We start from the raw sequence: 17851 nt of genomic DNA on the forward strand, positions 1-17851 counted from the left end.
AAGATGGCATTATTGGAAGTAAAAAACGTCAATAAAAAATATGGTAATAGAGCGGCCATGGACAATGTTAGTTTTAATGTTGAAGCTGGTAGAATTGTTGGCTTGATTGGACCAAACGGGGCAGGAAAATCAACAACTATGCGTGCAATTACTGGATTAATGAGTTACACATCTGGTCATATACTATTTGATGGACAATCTGTGACATTTAATAATCATAGTGCACTAGACAAAATCGGTAATTTGATTGAATATCCAGCAATTTATCCTAATTTAACAGCATTAGAGCACTTGAAGTTATATGCAATGGATACAAAGAATCCAGCTGATTTTAAGACATTGATGAAAAAAACACAAATTGATGGTGATAATTTTGGCAAGCGCAAGGCGAAAAATTTTTCTTTGGGGATGAAACAACGTCTTGGTATTGCTATTGCACTTATTCGTAATCCAAAATTAGTGATTCTAGACGAACCGATGAATGGTCTTGATCCACAATCTGTGCATGATTTACGTGAGTTAATTCGTTCATTAGCTGATGGAGGCGTTGCTTTCCTGATTTCAAGTCACTTGTTAGATGAATTGCAAAAATTAGTAGATGACGTCGTTATTATCAATCACGGTAAAATTATTCAAACGGCCACTATGGAAATGTTCTTTAGTCAAGACCAAGTCCGTTGGACGCTACTAACAAACGATAATGAACGTGCTCTTCAAATTATTCAAGAACAAGATTGGCAAGCAAGCGTTGATAATGGGCAATTACAAGTCAGTGGTGCTGATAATTTGCAACAAGTTATTACTGCAATTAATGCTGCTAATATCCAAATTGAATCACTCAATACGGCCAGTGGCAACTTAGAAAAATCATTATTGGATATGCTAGCAGCCGATAATCAGGGGGAATAAAGCAATGTTAACATTGATGAAACAAGAGTACTACAAAGCTTTTAAACAAAATAGATTATACATTTGGCTAATTCTGGGATTTCTTTTTCCAGTTGCGATTATTGGTATTTTCAAATCTGCAAAAACAGCAGGAGCAGTGATTAATTTAGGACAGTCACTAATTTATGTTCAAATGGCAGGAATCATTATTACTGCTTTATCAATTTCTCAAGAATTTGGATTTGGCACAATCCGGCCTTTGCTATCACGTCGCTTTAGTCGTGGTGAGGTTTTTATTAGTAAATTGTTGTTGAACATTTCTGTTTACATTGGTTTATTTTTATCAGCATTTATTGGTACAATTTTAGCAACGGTGATATTTATACCTGGGTATGATTTTTCACAAAAATATGGTTATGTTGGTAATACTTGGCATGCAATATTGATTTCTATTATGGATGTTGCCATTCAAATGATATTCGTAGCGGCCTTGGTCCTTATGGTTACTAACATGGTTAAAAGTTCAGGCGCTGCGATTGGATTAGGCGTAGTAATGATCGTTGCAACACCTATTATCTCAGTTATCTCCTTAAAGTTAATTGATTTAGCACCAATTCTAAAATGGAATCCATTTAATATTTATCTAGGAATATCTAGTATCGGACAAATTGAACCAAGTGCCATGAAGCAATTAATGAATATGTCACAGGGCGCTATGATTATAGCTTATCTAATCTATATCATTCTGATGTATGGTATTGCGTACCTAATATTTAGAAAACGTAGTGTTTAATATTTCTAAACAAAAAACGAACTTATTACAAGTTCGTTTTTTGTTTAGAAATCAGCTGAGGATGCCTCAGTATGAAAACCACCTACACCAGTCAATTCATCTAGAGAATTGATTTCTGAGGAAGTCAATGCAAAGTCAAATACGTCAGCATTTGATTGAATATATTTTTCGTGGGTTGACTTTGGTAAAGGCAAAAATCCTTTATCAAGGGACCAACGAATAAGAATTTGTGGTACAGATTTATTGTATTTTTTGCTAAGATTGATTACTTGTGGTAAATTAACTAATTTTCCTGTGCCTAGCGGAGAATAAGCTTCGTTTAAAATGCCATGCGCTTTATTGTAGGCAACTAACTCATCCTGACTATCAGACGGATTTAAGAAGTTTTGATTGACCATAGGGGCTACATGCTGTGTTTTTGCTAAAGCTTCTAAATGTTCAATTTGGAAGTTCGAGACGCCAATGGCTCTTGTTTTTCCTGCTTTGTAAGCCTCTTCCATTGCACGCCACGCTTCTGCATTTGCATGAATCCAAGCATCTTTTCCTTGTTTTTGGATAGCAACGGGGTTTGGCCAATGAATCAGATACAAATCAACATATGATAAACCGAGTTTTTCTAAAGAAGTATCGAGTGCAAGTAATGCTTTTTCATATGAATGAGAATCATTCCACAACTTTGTAGTGATAAACAACTCATCTCTAGCGATACCGGAGTCCTTGATAGCACGCCCAACAGATTCTTCGTTACCATAAATTGCTGCTGTATCAATATGGCGATAGCCAGCTGCTAAAGCCCAGCGGACGGATTGATAAGCTACATCACCGTTAGCACTTTGCCAAGTGCCAAATCCAAGGATAGGAATTTCAACACCATTGTTTAGTTTATATGTATCCACAAGAGACATATTATTGACCTCCATAAATTTTTATGAAACGATGTTATGCTGATAGCATCATTTATTTTAGTATAACATGTAATTTTTAATGAATAGCCTTTCTAGCCTCAAAGAATTTATGATTTTAAATCTGATTTAATGTTAGGGCAGTATAGTAATTATATTGACAATATTCAATAGGTTGTCAATGTAGCGAGACCCCCCAAAAAAGATACATTCAATTTATTATTATTCTCTCAAATTATAATTCTCTTCTCTCCCCCGTATCTTTAGATACGGGGGTTTCGTTTTATTTTTGATGTATTTTAGTTGGTTTTGTCTACATAAATCATTCTATAGTAACTAATCTACTAGTTTATTAGCTGTACTTTCTGTTAAAGTTGATAGTATTTTGATTAAACACATAGTAGATGAATTGATATTTGTAAAAAGATTAAAGTCATCAGGGTAGGAATTTTATATCAAGAAAAATAGTGAATATAAATGAGACATAATTATTATGTGGTACATTTAGCTCAAGTTTATATGTTAGGTTTTGTTAGAAAAAGAGTCAAAGCTTATTAGGCTTTGACTCTTTTTGTTTTACTGCTCCACTTGGATTCGAACCAAGGACCTGCGCATTAACAGTGCGTTATTCTACCACTGAACTATGGAGCAATTAGTTGAACTAATCAACTATTAAATTATAACAAGGTTAGATTTTATTGTCAACACTTTATTTAGAAAGTAATTGTTTAATATTCTTTAATGCTGTTTTAAGTTGTGTATCTGAAATGGTTAGAGGAGGTAGAAGGCGTAATGTGTTATTTCCGGCTGAAAGAACAATAATATGCATATGAAGCAAATCTGTTACTACCTGAGTAACAGGAATTTTTAATTCAATGCCGGCCATCATACCAAGGCCACGTACATCAGTGACAATGCTTATTTTTTTTAATGTTTCTAATTCTTCCCAAAATAAACTAATTTTTTCGGACAGATCAGGTAAGATTGACGATAATTCATCTAATGTTGCGTTAGCTGCACTCATGGCAAGTAGATTGCCGCCAAATGTTGATCCATGAGTATTGTAAGCTAATGAACTAGCAAATTCATTTTTAGCAAGCATTGCACCAACTGGAACGCCATTTGCCAGCGCTTTGGCACTTGTAAATATATCAGGTTCAAAGTCATAATTTTCAAAAGAGAATTTTTTACCAGTCCGACCAATACCAGTCTGAACTTCATCGATCATTATCAAGGAACCATTTTCATGAGTAATATGAATCAATTGACGAATGAAATCAGGATCAGCGGGGAAAACACCGCCTTCACCTTGAACAAGTTCAAGCATAACACCGGCAACATCATCATTAAGTAGTTCTTTAACACTATTAATGTCGTTAAACTTAGCATATTTGAAGCCTGATAATAGTGGTAAACCATGATGTATGCTATCTTGAGCAGTTGCCGACATGGATGCATAAGTACGACCATGAAAAGAATTACTAAATGTGATAATTGTTTCTCGTTTAGTGGCTAAACGAGCGAGTTTAATAGCGGCTTCATTTGCTTCAGTTCCTGAGTTAGCGAAATAAGTGGTATATTTTTCGCCACCTAATTTAGAAGCAACAGTTTCTTGTAGATCATTTTCATATAAATTAGGTAAGTGCCACATTTCTTTAGCTTGAGCAATAAGTGCTGATGCAACAGCATCATTATTTGCACCGACATTGTAAACACCAATACCACTAGATAAATCAGTATATTCAACATTTTTTTTGTCTGTCCATGTGGCATTTTTTGCCTTTTTGAATGTCACAGGTGCGCGATGATAGTTTGGAAATAAAGTCATATTGTAATCCCTCAAATTGTAACGATGGTTCCTGGTTGTGTGACAGTATTTGTAATATGCACAGCACCTACACCATGACGAGCAGCAAGCAATGCGCTATTTACTTTAGGAATCATACCGCCAGTAATCATTTGTTTTTCTTGTAAGTCTGCCATGGTCTTTGATGTTAGTTTTTGAAGGATATTACCCTTGATTTGAACACCAGAAACGTCAGTTAATAGATACAATTCATCAGCTTTTAAATATTTAGCAATTGATGTTGCAGCATGGTCAGCGTTGACATTAAGCCATTGTCCTTGATTTGTTATAGCCATCGGTGCAATGATGGGTATTAAGTTTTGTTGCCAAATAGAATGAATCAGCTTGGTGTTTACTTGATGAATGGTTCCAACATAGCCAAATGTATCTTGGTCAATAGTATGTCCAGTCATTAATTGGTTACTTTCAGCGTTTAGACCAATAACTGGTAAACCATTAGCACGACAGGTTTCTAGTAATGCTGGTTGAACTTGACCTAGAAGCGCCATTTTGGTAATAGAAATACCTTTTTGCGTCGTAAAACGAATACCATTGATTTTTTGAACAGGTTCGTTAAGCTGCGACATGAGCTCAGAAATAGTATCACCTCCTCCATGAACAAGCACAATGTTATAATGCTGTTTTTGCCAGTATTTGATAGTGTCAAAAAAGGCAGGTGTAAGTTGTGTGGCGGCGTTGCCACCAATTTTGATGACTATTTTTTTCATAATCGGTGATCTCCCCTAAAATTTTGGTTTTATGTTGTGTAGAGTGCATTAATTTTGACATATTCATAAGTAAGGTCTGAACCCCAAGCTTGTCCAGATTCATTACCCATATGTAAGTCAATGTCAATGTGAATGTCATGTTCGTTCAATTTACTTGCCATCATATTGGTGTCGAACTCAACAGGCGTACCGTCTAGTAGCACGTTAATTTGGTTAATTTTGATATTAATAATAGTAGGATCTAAGGCCACGTCACTGGCGCCAATTGCAGCAATGATTCGACCCCAATTAGGATCTTTTCCAAAAATAGCTGTTTTTACCAATGATGAGCCGACTACTTTTTTAGCAACCATACGTGCATCCACAGCACTTTTGGCGTTGGTAACAGATACAGCAATCAATTTGGTAGCACCTTCACCATCGTTAGCGATGGCTATAGAGAGCGCGGTGGTTACAATATGAAGCATTTCTTTGAATTGGTCGTATTCAGAACCAATTTCACTAATCAAAGGGTTACCAGCTAAACCATTTGCCATAACTAAGACAGTATCATTGGTAGAAGTATCACCGTCAATTGTAATCTGGTTAAAGCTAGTCTCAACATCTTCAGACAGAGCCTTCTGTAAAAGTGTGGCATCAATGTTGATGTCTGTGGTTACAAATCCTAGCATTGTAGCCATATTTGGATGTAACATACCAGATCCTTTTGCTACACCACTCATGGTGACAGGCTTTCCTTGAATAACTGATTGAATGGTAATTGATTTTTCTTTTGTATCAGTAGTCATAATGGCATGCGCAAATCCTTGTGTATCACCATCAACTTTTAATTGTTTGATTCCGCGTGTGATTGTTTCAATTGGCAAGACATTACCAATGATACCGGTGGAAGCCACGGCAACTAAATTTGAATCGATGTTGAGCTGTTGAGCTGCCATTTCTTGCATAGATTTTGCATGCGTCAAGCCAATTTTTCCCGTAACCGCATTAGCATTTCCAGAATTAACAATGATGGCTTGCAGCTGTCCATTTTGAATAACTTGCTTATCCAATTGAACGGGTGCGGCTTGAACAAGATTAGTCGTGAATACGCCAGCTACGCTTGCAATGGCGTCACTGTATATCCATCCGAGATCTTTAGACTTATGTTTAATGCCTACATGTTGTCCGTCAGCATGAAAACCAATTGGTGCAGCAATGTTGGCTGTCTTCAATATTGTAATTTGATTTAATAGTTTTGTCATAATATCAGTCCTAAATGTGTTTAGAGTATTGTTACAGAGAACGATTATGCATACTGTGCCAGTAAATGTAAGCCAGTACTTTCTTCTAATCCAAAGAAATGATTCATATTTTGGATAGCTTGACCAGCAGCTCCTTTTATCATATTGTCGAGGACGCTCACAATGGTAAGGTATCTTGTGTCAGGATTGTAAGTTATACCAATATCCGTAAAATTAGTACCGATAACTTGCTTAATATTTGGTAGTTGATTTTGGGACATAATACGAACAAATTGCGTGTTAGCATATGTTTTTTTATATAACTTATCAATTTGATTCGCTTGTACAGCGTCATTTATTTTGACATAGGCGCTGATAAAAATACCACGATTGATGGGTAGTAAAGATGTTGTGAATTGAATATGCTCAATATCTGGTTGCCACTTTTGAAGTTGTTGTGTGATTTCTGGAATGTGTTGATGTTGGTTAGCCTTATACATACTGAAATTGTCACTAACATTTACGAAATGGCTAGTTGACGTTAAGGATTTACCAGCACCGGATAAACCACTTTTAGCATCAATAATAATATTATCCTTATCAAGAACTTGATGTTGCGCTAATGGGGCCAGAGCTAATAAGGTTGCGGTTGCATAACAGCCAGGATTAGCAATATATGTAGCATTATTATTATAAAAGTCTGCTAGACTGTAGTGTGCTTGTTGGAGTAGTTGATCAGAAGCAGGCTCTTTTTTGTACCATTTTTTATAAAGGGATGCTGGAAGACGAAAATCACCAGAAAGGTCAATTACTGGGAATTTTGCTTCTATAAATTCTGATGCCAAATCTTTGGAGACGCCACTCGATGTTGCAAAGAAGACAATATCAGCGTGTTGCATAATATACACTGAATCAAAAGGCATTGTTGTTAAATTATACATTTTTTTCAAATGTGGAAATTGTTCGCTGATATCTGTGTGTGTTTGTTGTGTATTGTGAATTGATATAACTTCTGCATTTGGATGATTGTACAGCAATCTAAGTAATTCTAGACCGCTATATCCTGTAACACCAACAATAGAAATTTTTATGTTTTTGTCTACCATATCTTGCCTCACTACATATCTGATGTTTTAAATATTAAACTATTGGGTATTTAAATACAATTATTATGCAGAACGGGGTTGGATATTTAACTTTTTTTGAATAAAAAAACACTTCTTTCGAAGTGTTATGCGCGTGCCGGTAATTCTAATATTGCGATATCAAGTACATGAGTCATACTTTTCGATCGTAATTCATTTAAGAAAAATCCATTTTGTAAGTCTAATTTTGTATCTAGCGCAAATACCGTTAGTGTATAATTGTGTGTTTTATCAGGTGGCATTGGCCCAATATAGGATTGATTAATATTACTATCTGCTGGTTTTCCAGATTTTTGAACATCGTGCCAAGTAGAATTGGTACCAGAAGTGCCATAATGTGAGCCATGTAAATTTTCAGGGATATTGGTTACTTCAATTGGAAAATTAACCGTCGGCATATCGTTTGTACGATAGTTATCGGGTGCATATTTGGCATAAATATCTGGGATTAATCCATTATCTAATTTGACATCTATTTTCATTATTATTCTCCTATTAAATTTTTCTTTGCTTGTGCTAGACGAGTCCGAACGTTAATTGGCATTTCTAAATTAAACTTTCGTACTTCTGAAATAGCATTGATAATTAACGTGATACGCTCATCGACATCAGAAATTTTTGTTGCCTTAGCATTTATATCTTGTTCAAATCTATCAATAAAAGCTAGCTGTATGGTAGATTTATTTGCTCGTAATGTTTCAGCGGCAGCAATTTCTCCTTGAGATTCAGCAGCCTGAATAGCTTTATTATACCCCTCAAAAAAATCATTGACATTTGTAGTGGTTTCCCAGGTAATGGGTTCATTTTTAGATACGATAATTTGTTCGGTCTTTTTGTTCTTTTTAAAAATATTGAAGATAGACATGTTAAGGAATCCTTTCTAGTATAAATTTTCGTCAATTTGTCATAATCACTTAATGGCGAACAAACGTTTTATCTGATACAATAAAAATAGTTTCTGAATCGGGGAAAATTATGGCAGCACATAAGACAGTATTTAATGACAAACAACGTATTTTGCGACTTTATTCAGCATTGATAAGTCATCGAGCGCTCTCAATTGAGGAAATTGAGGATATGTTTTTTATTGGTCGAAAAACTGTGCAACGAGATATTTCGGAAATTCGCACTTTTTTGCATGATTTACAAATTGGTGAACCTATTAAATCCGAAATTATTTTTGACCGTCATTCGAAGAAATATCGATTAACTGAAATGGACAATCTATTTAGTGTTTTTGATAAAATTAATAAGATAGACGAAGAGGAGTAAACAATCATTTATTGTTAGTTAGTTGATCAAAATCATCTACCATATCTTTTGGTCCGACCACTGAAACAATATCTTTTTCATGAAGTTTGTAGGTCGAATCTGGCGCCACAATGACGTCACCGTCGTGGCGTACAGCAATAACATTTAATCCAAATTTTTTCCGAATATTTAAGTTACTAATTGATCGGCCGTAAAATGCTGGATTAACAATTTGTACCTCTGCCATGGAATAATCATCAGACAACTCAATAAAGTTTAACATATTAGGTGCCAGAAGTTTACGTGCTACTCGTTCGCCCATTTCGCGTTCAGGTTGTACAACAACATCGGCTCCTATTTTTGTTAGGACTCGCAAATGTGTACGGTTTTCTGCTTTAGCAATGACATTTTTGGCGCCAAGATCCTTAGCATTAATGGTCGCTAAGATACTTGCTTGCATATTATGTCCAATAGCGATAATGACATGGTCAAAACTAGCAATGTCTAATTTTCTCAAAACATCATCTTCTTGTGCATCGGCGATAACAACTTGTGTGGCGATGTCACGATAATCATTAACATGCTCTTCATTAATATCAATGCCCAAGACATCTTGTCCATTAGCAACTAAGGTTTCTAAAAGCGCACCACCGAATCGTCCAAGTCCGATAATAGCATATGTTTGTTTCATTCTTCACTCCTAACGATTGTATAATATTAACCAATGATAACTGATTCTTCTGGATAACGGAAAGGTGCTTTATCATCATGTACATTCAATATAGAAAACATTACAGTATAAATACCAACACGGCCAATAAACATTGCTAGCATGATAATAATCTGTCCAAACGTTGTTAGGTGCGGTGTTAGTCCCAATGTTAGACCAGTTGTGGCGAAAGCACTGACTACTTCAAAGATAACATACTCTAAACCATAGTTTTGCGCATGTTCTTGTGTAAGCATTAATAGAAAAGATAAGATTCCTAGAAATACTAAAGACACAAACACTAATAACAATGCACGAACAATGTTTTCGTGCGATAAACGACGATGCGAGAAGACGACATCCTTTTTACCACGTAATGCAGCGCGTGTTTGTAAAATAAGCACACCAAGAGTAGTTGTTTTGATTCCACCTGCGGTTGACCCTGGTGTACCTCCAATGTACATGAGCATCATTGTTAACAATACAGTGGCTGAACTCATTGTGTCAAAGCTGAACTGAGCGAATCCTGCTGTACGATAGGAAATTGACATGAAAAGTGTATCAAACAAACGATTGATTGGTGAAATACTTTGTGCTGAATGAATATTATGTTCAGTTAATTCAAACAAGAGCCAACCGCCAATAATTAATGCGCTGGTCATTACTAATGCTAATTTAGAGTGTAGCGTGAGGTGATGGGTGGCTCGATACAATAACAAATCTCGCCAAACCAGAAAACCCAAGGAACCGGCCACAATGAGTGCGGCTATGATAAGTAAAACCCAGGGCTGGTTGTTATAGGAAGCAGTGCCTTTTGGTAGAATCGAAAACCCGGAGTTTCCGAATGCTGAAATAGCATGAAATATAGCGTAAAACATGCCACGTTTCCAGCCAAAATCATGCATGAAAAAAGGTGCCAATAACAAGGCTCCGATAGTTTGGATAATTAAAGATAGCTTGATAACGTATCCGAAAACCACCCTAGTATCATAGAGGCTTTCCAAATTATAAACCTCTTGAACCATCATTTTACTTTTCAAGTCCATTTGTCGACGTGTGGCTGTAAAAAGTAAAACAGAGAATGACATAAACCCGAGTGCCCCGATTTCAACCAAAATCATAATGACAATTTGTCCAAATATGGTCCAATGTTGTGCGGTGTCTACCACCGTTAAGCCAGTTACGGAAGCAGCTGAAGTAGCTGTGAATAGACCATCCATGAAGGTATGCCCGATATTGCCGTGATAACTAAATGGTAACATGAGTAGGAATGCGCCAACTGTAATCACTGTCAAAAAACCTAATGATAAACGCTGTGGCATGGATATTTTTGACCAAAAATTGTGGCGTTGTGATTGATGATGGAATTTTTGCATTTCAGCTGCGGTTGGTAAATCAATTTTTCTAGACATATGTATTTTTTATAATGTCCTTTCTTTAAAAGTAAACTTATTAAGGGACATGATGTTGTTTTCATTACAATTATACACGCAGTATGCATAAAACGGATATTTTGAACTAATAGAACCAAAATAATGATATTAATACGTTATATTTAGCAAAAAATGTTTATAATCGTGAACAGGAATGTTAAGATATAATATTAAGGATTTCAAGGAAAATGTTAGATTATAATGGCAAGGGGATGAGTCCATATGTTTCAAGCAATAAAAGAAAATAGCCGAACGAATAATATCAAGGTACGTATTACTGTTTATTTAACTTATATTGTACAAGGATTTGCACTCATCATTTTAGCGCAAACAGTGCAACAGTTAAGTGAACTTTGGCATGCTTCGATAGCTGGTACAACGGCTGTCGTATCAGCTATCGGTATTGGAAAGTTAATTGCATATCCTATTTTGGGTGAATTATCAGATCACGTGAATAGGAAAAAATTATTAACGTTGTCGATGGTTATGTACCTGATATTTTTTACTATTTTGCCACTAACAAAAACACTATTTCTTGCAATTGTGATAACAACATTAGCCGGACTGGCTAACGCAGCACTGGATTCAGTGGCCTATCCGACTTTATTAGAAATTAATCGAGGCAAATCGAGCGGTAATGTCTTGATTAAAGCTATGATCTCGTTAGGTGAAGGAATATTGCCTATTATTCTAGTAGCATTACTTGAGCGTCAAATTTGGTTTGGATGGTTATTTTGGGTAGCAACGGCACTTCTAATTATTGATTTAGCACTCATGGTATCGATTGATGCAGAGAGATTTTATCCTATTAAAAGAAGTGAAAAAACTGTTGACTCACAAAATAATGGGGTTTGGAATTGGCGTATTCAAAAAATACTATTTCTTATTTATGGTTTTAGCGCAATGTGGACCATGATCCATTTTACGCAATGGATTACACGATATTTCCATATTGTACAGTCATTTTCAGTGGCTAGTTCGCACGTATTAATGTCGTTTTATAGTGTTGGTTCTCTCGTTGGTGTAGGGTTGCTATTTGTAGTGACTAATCGCAGTTGGATTAGTGAAAAATTATTATTAATTTTAACAGCGTTAGGGACAATAATAGGACTAAGTATTGTTCTATTGAGTCATGAGCCAATTAGTGCTAGTGTGGGATGCTTTATTTTTGGTATTTCAGCTGCCGGTGGATCCTTACAATTGGGACTTGGGCAGTTAATTGCTTCTGATCCTAATTTTTCGGGACGTTTAACTGGTTTATATTTTTTCTTTGGTAGTATCGCACTATTAATCATGCCAATTGCAACAGGCTTTTTTGCATCACAGCATTTGCGTGGTGTGATGTTAAGTTTATTGGTTGTCGCGGGATTAAATTTTTTTATCGTAATTTTCAATTTTTATCATACGATGAAAAAATAATTAATGGTTAATTAGTATTGGTTTGAGATTATGCTATTGTGCACTAAAAAAGCAAGACACAGTTGTCTTGCTTTTTTAGTGTCACGTTCGGCAATTTTTAGCCAAGCATTTTTTTCATTCTGTTTTGAAAATCGACTAGAGGTTCAGGTTCAGGCTGGCTCATCCACACAGATATAAAGGACATGAGCATTTCTATAAAGTACTCCATTGACATTGGATCTGCGGCCATATCAGGATTATGTTTAATCAGTAGTGACAAATATTTAGATTTGATAAATTTGATCCAAATATGTCTGATATATGGTCGTGTATATAAAAGATGTAATTCTTCTTTTTTGCTATATAGCATTGGTGCCATATCATTAATAAACACTGATACAAGATTGTTATTGATTGATAGACTTGTTTCCACTCTTATTTTGACATCCTTATCAATCCGATTAATGACAGCATAGAATAGATCGTCATATGAAGGATAATACTGCTTAATTTTGTTTATTGCAATACCAGAAGTCTTTTCCAATTGTTTGAGTGTAGGTTTTTCTTTTCTGTTTGAATGTAAATTTGCTAAAAAAGACAGCAAAATCAAATCTTCCTCATTATTTTCACATGGGTCAGATGGATGCACAATAAAAAAATCTAGTGGTAGGTCAAATCTCTCAATAATCAACAGCATCATTTCTGTAGTGGGATGCCCTTTGTGACGCTCCCAGTTAGAGACAGATTGAAAAGAAATATATAGTTTTTCAGCAAATTGTTGCTGTGTCAACCCCTTTTCTTGACGGAGTGCTTTGATTTTGTTGCCAATCTCCATAATAATCTCCAAAAGTACTTCCTTAGTACTATGATATAACAAAATTGGAATGAATCCAATATATTACCATAAATTGTGTTGAAAATCACTAAAAAATTAATAACTGTTCGTACTAAGTTTTGAAATCTATAAAAAAATACTTTGATACAATGTTCAGAGAACACTTGAAGTATTCAAAATAGCTACCTTTGAAAGGGTAATCATGACAATTCGCCGTAAAATAACAGCCGCATCAAAAAAGCTTAGAAAAATTATTGTACTTGTTTTTGTAACGTTTTTAATTGACCTCATTATAAGTGTGCCTCATATTTTTATTTTTATAGATCAGTCTAATGTGTGTCTTGGACTGACATCAATTGTTAGCTCGTGTATCATTTCTTATTGTGGCTATCGATACTTAGTATCAAAGACAACTGCTATTTTTGAGCACATTAATGTGAAGAAAATAGGGTATGTTGTTCTCATGTTAGGCATAACAACAATACTGATGAATTGGGTATTACCAGCTATATTTGGGCAAACTGAGGATATTGGCCTGAACCAGCAAATAATTGAAAATATGTTTCACCAAGGTGGAATAGTGTCGCTATTATTCAAGTTTGATATGGTAATTACTGCACCAATAATTGAAGAGATATTTTATCGTGGGATCCTATTTGAGGAAGCCAAATCATTGGGGAAAGTTGTTCAATTTGTATGGCCAACGTTGGTTTTTGCAGCCATTCACTCACCTTCTACGCCGAATCAGTGGACAGTTTACTTAACAGGAGGTGTATTATTGATGGTTATCCGACTAATAACTAAAAAATTACAATACACAGTAATGTTTCATATGGGGCATAATTTAATGTCAGTTATGGGTTTATAGAAATAAAGAAAATGTGTAAAGAAGTCTATCTCAATTTGCTCTAATCAATAGGTAAAATGATTGCAACATACGTGTTTAGAGAACATGGTATAATGTTATTTAAGGAAAATTCCGCGAACAGCTTTTGTCCGCGGAATTTTTACAACTTATTATAGAAAGAAGCAGAGAGTATATGACCGAATCAACACCAGTCATTGAGATGCGACACATTATCAAAAAATTTGGTGATTTCGCAGCCAATGATGACATTAACCTACAAGTCCAACAAGGTGAAATTCACGCGTTACTTGGTGAGAACGGTGCAGGAAAATCAACATTGATGAACATTTTGACAGGATTGTTGCAACCTACTAGTGGCGAAATCTTGATTAATGGTAAGAAAGTATCAGTCGATTCACCTTCAAAATCTGATGCGTTAGGTATTGGAATGGTGCATCAACATTTTATGTTGATTGACGCTTTTACTGTGACAGAAAATATCATACTCGGGTCAGAGATAACAAAGGGATTATCTTTAGATACGAAAACTGCTGCTAAGAAGATACAAGCCTTATCAGATCAATATGGTCTATCTGTGGACCCTATGGCTAAAATCTCTGACATTTCGGTCGGTCAACAGCAGCGCGTCGAGATATTAAAGACGCTTTATCGTGGTGCTGATATCTTGATTTTTGACGAACCAACTGCAGTTCTGACACCACAAGAAATTGATGAGTTGATTACCATTATGCACAACTTAGCCCAAGAAGGAAAATCAATTATCTTAATCACACATAAGTTGGATGAAATTCGTGCAGCTGCTGATACAGTGACTGTCATTCGTGCGGGTAAATCTATTGATACATTTCCTGTTGCAGGGGTGTCTTCACAGGAACTAGCCGATTTAATGGTTGGCCGTGAAGTCAGCTTTAAAACAGATAAGGAATCTGCTAAACCAGGTAAGGTTGTCTTATCTATTGATAACTTAGAAGTGCAGGATTCACGTCGAATTGCAGCTGTGAAAGATTTTTCTTTAGATGTTAAGGCGGGGGAAATTGTTGGGTTAGCTGGTATCGACGGGAATGGTCAAACTGAACTAATTCAAGGTATCACTGGTTTAACAAAGGTTCAAGCTGGACATGTAAAGTTAAATGGTGAGGATATCACAAATAAGAAGCCTCGACATATTACTGAGGCAGGTGTGGGTCACATTCCTGAAGATCGTCTTCGCTTTGGTATGGAAGTTGAAATGACATTGTCTGAAAATTTGTCACTACAAACCTATTATAAAAACCCCATCTCAAAGTCAGGCGTTTTACAGCCAGCTGAGATGGATAAGTTAGCTAATAAGCTAGTCAAAGAGTTTGATGTGCGTGCAGCTAGTATTCAAGTTACTGCAGGATCAATGTCTGGTGGAAACCAACAAAAGGCCGTCGTGGCACGTGAGTTAAACCGTGATAATAACTTGGTTATTGCTGCTCAACCCACTCGTGGTTTGGATGTTGGTGCGGTTGAATACATTCATCAACGATTAATTGCACAACGTACGGCAGGTAAGGCTGTGTTAGTTGTTAGTTTTGAGTTAGACGAAATTCTTAATTTATCAGACCGAATTGCTGTTATTAATGACGGTAAAATTGTAGGGATAGTTGATGCACAAGATACAAACAAACAAGAGCTTGGGTTACTAATGACAGGGATGAGTCTAACAGAAGCTCGTGCAGCGTTGAAAGAAGAGGTGGATGCCTAATGATTGCACAAAAGAATAATCTTTCCGTGGCAATGTTTTCAATCCTATTTGGATTGATTGTTGGTGCTGTAATCATGCTGGTCTTTGGCTATAATCCAATTTCTGGGTATGTTGCGTTAATTGGTTCTGCATTTGGATCAATGCAAGATATTGGTGGCGTACTAACACAAATGACTCCTTTGATTTTGACCGCCTTAGGATTTGCGGTTGCTTCGGCTGCTGGTTTTTTCAATATTGGTTTGTCAGGACAAGCTTTGGCTGGATGGGTTGGCGCAGTTTGGTATGCTTTGAGTTTTCCAAATATGCCTGCTATTTTAATGATTCCAAGCGCTTTGATTATTGGTGCTGGGTTGGGCGCAATTGCAGGGTTTATTCCTGGTTGGTTGCGTGCACAGTTTGGTGCTAGTGAAGTTATTGTTACCATTATGATGAATTATATTTTTCTTTTCTTGGGTAATAATATCTTACAAAATACTATGTCTAAAAGTATTAAGGAATCGGCAGAAACGACAAAGCAAGTTGGTGCCAATGCTTCACTTCAAATGAAATGGTTAACGGATTTAACACAGGGGTCAAGTATTTCAGCTGGCATATTTATTGCTTTATTAATGATTGTTGTTGTTTGGTTTATTATGAAAAAAACGACGCTCGGATTTGAAATTCGTGCAGTTGGATTAAACCCTGATGCAGCTAGATACGCTGGTATGTCAGCTAAACGTAATGCTACGATTGCTATGGCGATTTCTGGTGGTTTAGCAGGTTTGGCAGGGACAATTGAGGGGCTTGGTAATTATCTCAATTTCTTTACTCAAAATGGATCACCATCAATCGGCTTTGATGGAATGGCTGTTGCGTTGCTTGGGGGCGGTTCATACCTTGGTATTCTTGGTGCTGCTGCTATTTTCTCGGTACTAAAGATTGGTGGCTTAGGCATGCCGATGTCTTCTGGTGTACCATTTGAGTTGGTAGATATTGTTACAGCTTCGATTATTTTCTTTGTTGGTGCACGTTATTTAATTTTATTAATGCAAAAACGCATTAAGGCAATGGATGAAAAAGCCGCCGTAGAATCAGCGAATAAAAAAGCTGCAAAAGAAAATAAGAATCCGCAGAAAGGCGGTGAATAAAATGTCATTCATGGCAATGTTATCACTTGTTATATCTAGTACATTAGTTTATTCAGCACCGCTGATATTTACTTCAATTGGCGGTACTTTTTCTGAACGCTCAGGTGTTGTTAACGTTGGGTTAGAAGGTATCATGGGGATGGGTGCCTTTGCAGCAGTTGTCTTTAATTTGACCTTCGCAGGGCAACTTGGTGCTGCAACACCTTGGTTAGGATTATTAGCTGGAGCAATTGTTGGTGTTCTTTTCTCACTGATTCACGCTGTAGCTACGGTAACGTTGCGTGCAGATCATATTATTTCTGGAACGGTTATTAATTTGATGGCACCGGCTTTGGGTGTTTTCCTTATTAAGGTTTTGTATGGTAAAGGGCAAACGGAATCTATAGGACAGGATTTTGGTTATGCTACTGTTCCTGGTTTAGCAAAAATCCCAGTGCTAGGACAATTATTCTTTGAAAAAACTTCTGGACCTGCGTGGTTAGCAATTTTTGTTGCTGGTATATCATGGTACATTATTTTTAAAACAAAGTTTGGATTGCGTTTGCGGTCAGTTGGCGAAAATCCACAAGCTGCTGATACACTTGGATTAAATGTAGCACGGTTACGTTACTCAGGTGTAATGCTTTCTGGGTTACTTGGTGGTATTGGTGGTGCTGTCGTTGCACAATCAATCTCGTTAAACTATTCGGCCAGTACGATTGTTGGACAAGGGTTTATGGCGATGGCCGCAATGATCTTTGGCCGTTGGAATCCACTGGGTGCGTTGGGTGCTTCATTGTTCTTTGGTTTGTCACAATCACTTGCCGTGATTGGGGCACAGCTGCCGGGATTAAAAAATGTTCCTTCAATTTGGTTACAGATTGCACCATATGTACTCACAATTATTGTGCTAGTATTCTTTTTTGGTAAGACACGTCCGCCTAAGGCTGATGGTGTGAATTATATTAAAGCTGCTTAGTGATATTAAAAAAGGTTG

The 17851-nt window shown here is 36.3% G+C and carries 18 protein-coding genes and 1 tRNA gene; 8 read left to right on the forward strand and 11 right to left on the reverse strand.

The annotated features are described in order from the left end of the window. The first annotated feature begins 3 nt into the window (after positions 1-3). The gene (locus ESZ47_RS07040; RefSeq protein ID WP_148606072.1) at positions 4-909 is read left to right on the forward strand and encodes an ABC transporter ATP-binding protein; all 906 of its coding nucleotides are present in this window, start codon (positions 4-6) and stop codon (positions 907-909) included. Positions 910-913: 4 nt separating this feature from the next. Then, a complete protein-coding gene (locus tag ESZ47_RS07045; RefSeq protein ID WP_148606074.1) occupies positions 914-1681 on the forward strand; it encodes an ABC transporter permease in 768 nt (255 codons plus the stop codon). A 44-nt stretch (positions 1682-1725) separates the two neighbouring features. On the opposite strand, the gene ESZ47_RS07050 is transcribed toward ESZ47_RS07045, so the two are convergent. The 8 genes from ESZ47_RS07050 to ESZ47_RS07085 form a co-directional block, all read right to left on the reverse strand. Continuing rightward, positions 1726-2586, reverse strand: coding sequence for an aldo/keto reductase (locus ESZ47_RS07050; protein ID WP_148606076.1), 861 nt, complete (start codon positions 2584-2586; stop codon positions 1726-1728). A gap of 576 nt (positions 2587-3162) precedes the next feature. Continuing rightward, positions 3163-3234, reverse strand: a tRNA-Asn gene (locus tag ESZ47_RS07055). Positions 3235-3292: 58 nt separating this feature from the next. Beyond that, entirely contained in the window at positions 3293-4411 is a 1119-nt protein-coding gene (locus ESZ47_RS07060) for an aminotransferase class III-fold pyridoxal phosphate-dependent enzyme (protein WP_148606078.1), read from the reverse strand. Between the two features lie 11 nt (positions 4412-4422). After that, on the reverse strand, positions 4423-5157 hold the full coding sequence (gene argB, locus ESZ47_RS07065) for an acetylglutamate kinase (RefSeq protein ID WP_148606080.1): 735 nt from the start codon (positions 5155-5157) through the stop codon (positions 4423-4425). A 29-nt stretch (positions 5158-5186) separates the two neighbouring features. Continuing rightward, positions 5187-6401, reverse strand: a complete 1215-nt coding sequence (gene argJ, locus ESZ47_RS07070) for a bifunctional glutamate N-acetyltransferase/amino-acid acetyltransferase ArgJ (protein ID WP_148606082.1) — start codon at positions 6399-6401, stop codon at positions 5187-5189. A gap of 44 nt (positions 6402-6445) precedes the next feature. Then, positions 6446-7486, reverse strand: coding sequence for an N-acetyl-gamma-glutamyl-phosphate reductase (gene argC / locus ESZ47_RS07075; protein ID WP_148606084.1), 1041 nt, complete (start codon positions 7484-7486; stop codon positions 6446-6448). 125 nt (positions 7487-7611) lie between these two features. After that, the gene (locus ESZ47_RS07080; RefSeq protein ID WP_148606086.1) at positions 7612-8007 is read right to left on the reverse strand and encodes a YbhB/YbcL family Raf kinase inhibitor-like protein; all 396 of its coding nucleotides are present in this window, start codon (positions 8005-8007) and stop codon (positions 7612-7614) included. A gap of 2 nt (positions 8008-8009) precedes the next feature. Continuing rightward, entirely contained in the window at positions 8010-8390 is a 381-nt protein-coding gene (locus ESZ47_RS07085) for a GTP-binding protein (RefSeq protein ID WP_148606088.1), read from the reverse strand. A gap of 110 nt (positions 8391-8500) precedes the next feature. Here ESZ47_RS07085 and ESZ47_RS07090 point away from each other — a divergent pair, with 110 nt between their 5' ends. Continuing rightward, positions 8501-8797, forward strand: coding sequence for a kinase (locus ESZ47_RS07090; RefSeq protein WP_148606090.1), 297 nt, complete (start codon positions 8501-8503; stop codon positions 8795-8797). Between the two features lie 4 nt (positions 8798-8801). Here ESZ47_RS07090 and ESZ47_RS07095 read toward each other — a convergent pair whose 3' ends face one another. Continuing rightward, positions 8802-9467 carry a potassium channel family protein gene (locus ESZ47_RS07095; RefSeq protein ID WP_148606092.1) on the reverse strand — a complete coding sequence of 222 codons (666 nt, stop codon included), beginning with the start codon at positions 9465-9467 and terminating at the stop codon, positions 8802-8804. A gap of 26 nt (positions 9468-9493) precedes the next feature. Further along, entirely contained in the window at positions 9494-10897 is a 1404-nt protein-coding gene (locus ESZ47_RS07100; RefSeq protein ID WP_148606094.1) for a TrkH family potassium uptake protein, read from the reverse strand. A 243-nt stretch (positions 10898-11140) separates the two neighbouring features. On the opposite strand from ESZ47_RS07100, the gene ESZ47_RS07105 reads away from it, so the two are divergent. Further along, positions 11141-12337: an MFS transporter gene (locus ESZ47_RS07105; RefSeq protein WP_148606096.1), complete on the forward strand. Its 1197-nt coding sequence runs from the start codon at positions 11141-11143 to the stop codon at positions 12335-12337. A gap of 97 nt (positions 12338-12434) precedes the next feature. On the opposite strand, the gene ESZ47_RS07110 is transcribed toward ESZ47_RS07105, so the two are convergent. Continuing rightward, entirely contained in the window at positions 12435-13151 is a 717-nt protein-coding gene (locus ESZ47_RS07110; RefSeq protein WP_148606098.1) for a helix-turn-helix domain-containing protein, read from the reverse strand. A gap of 202 nt (positions 13152-13353) precedes the next feature. Between ESZ47_RS07110 and ESZ47_RS09550 the strand changes: the two genes are divergently transcribed. The 4 genes from ESZ47_RS09550 (at position 13354) to ESZ47_RS07135 (ending at position 17833) form a co-directional block, all read left to right on the forward strand. Further along, complete coding sequence (locus ESZ47_RS09550) at positions 13354-14019, forward strand: CPBP family intramembrane glutamic endopeptidase (protein ID WP_244307571.1); 666 nt, start codon at positions 13354-13356, stop codon at positions 14017-14019. A gap of 172 nt (positions 14020-14191) precedes the next feature. Further along, positions 14192-15748, forward strand: a complete 1557-nt coding sequence (locus ESZ47_RS07125; protein WP_148606100.1) for an ABC transporter ATP-binding protein — start codon at positions 14192-14194, stop codon at positions 15746-15748. Then, positions 15748-16875, forward strand: coding sequence for an ABC transporter permease (locus ESZ47_RS07130; protein ID WP_148606102.1), 1128 nt, complete (start codon positions 15748-15750; stop codon positions 16873-16875). Before ESZ47_RS07125 ends, ESZ47_RS07130 begins: the two co-directional genes overlap by 1 nt. Before the next feature lies 1 nt (position 16876). Beyond that, complete coding sequence (locus ESZ47_RS07135) at positions 16877-17833, forward strand: ABC transporter permease (protein WP_148606104.1); 957 nt, start codon at positions 16877-16879, stop codon at positions 17831-17833. Positions 17834-17851 lie beyond the last annotated feature (18 nt).

Source organism: Leuconostoc litchii (assembly GCF_008107645.1).
Taxonomy (GTDB): domain Bacteria; phylum Bacillota; class Bacilli; order Lactobacillales; family Lactobacillaceae; genus Leuconostoc; species Leuconostoc litchii.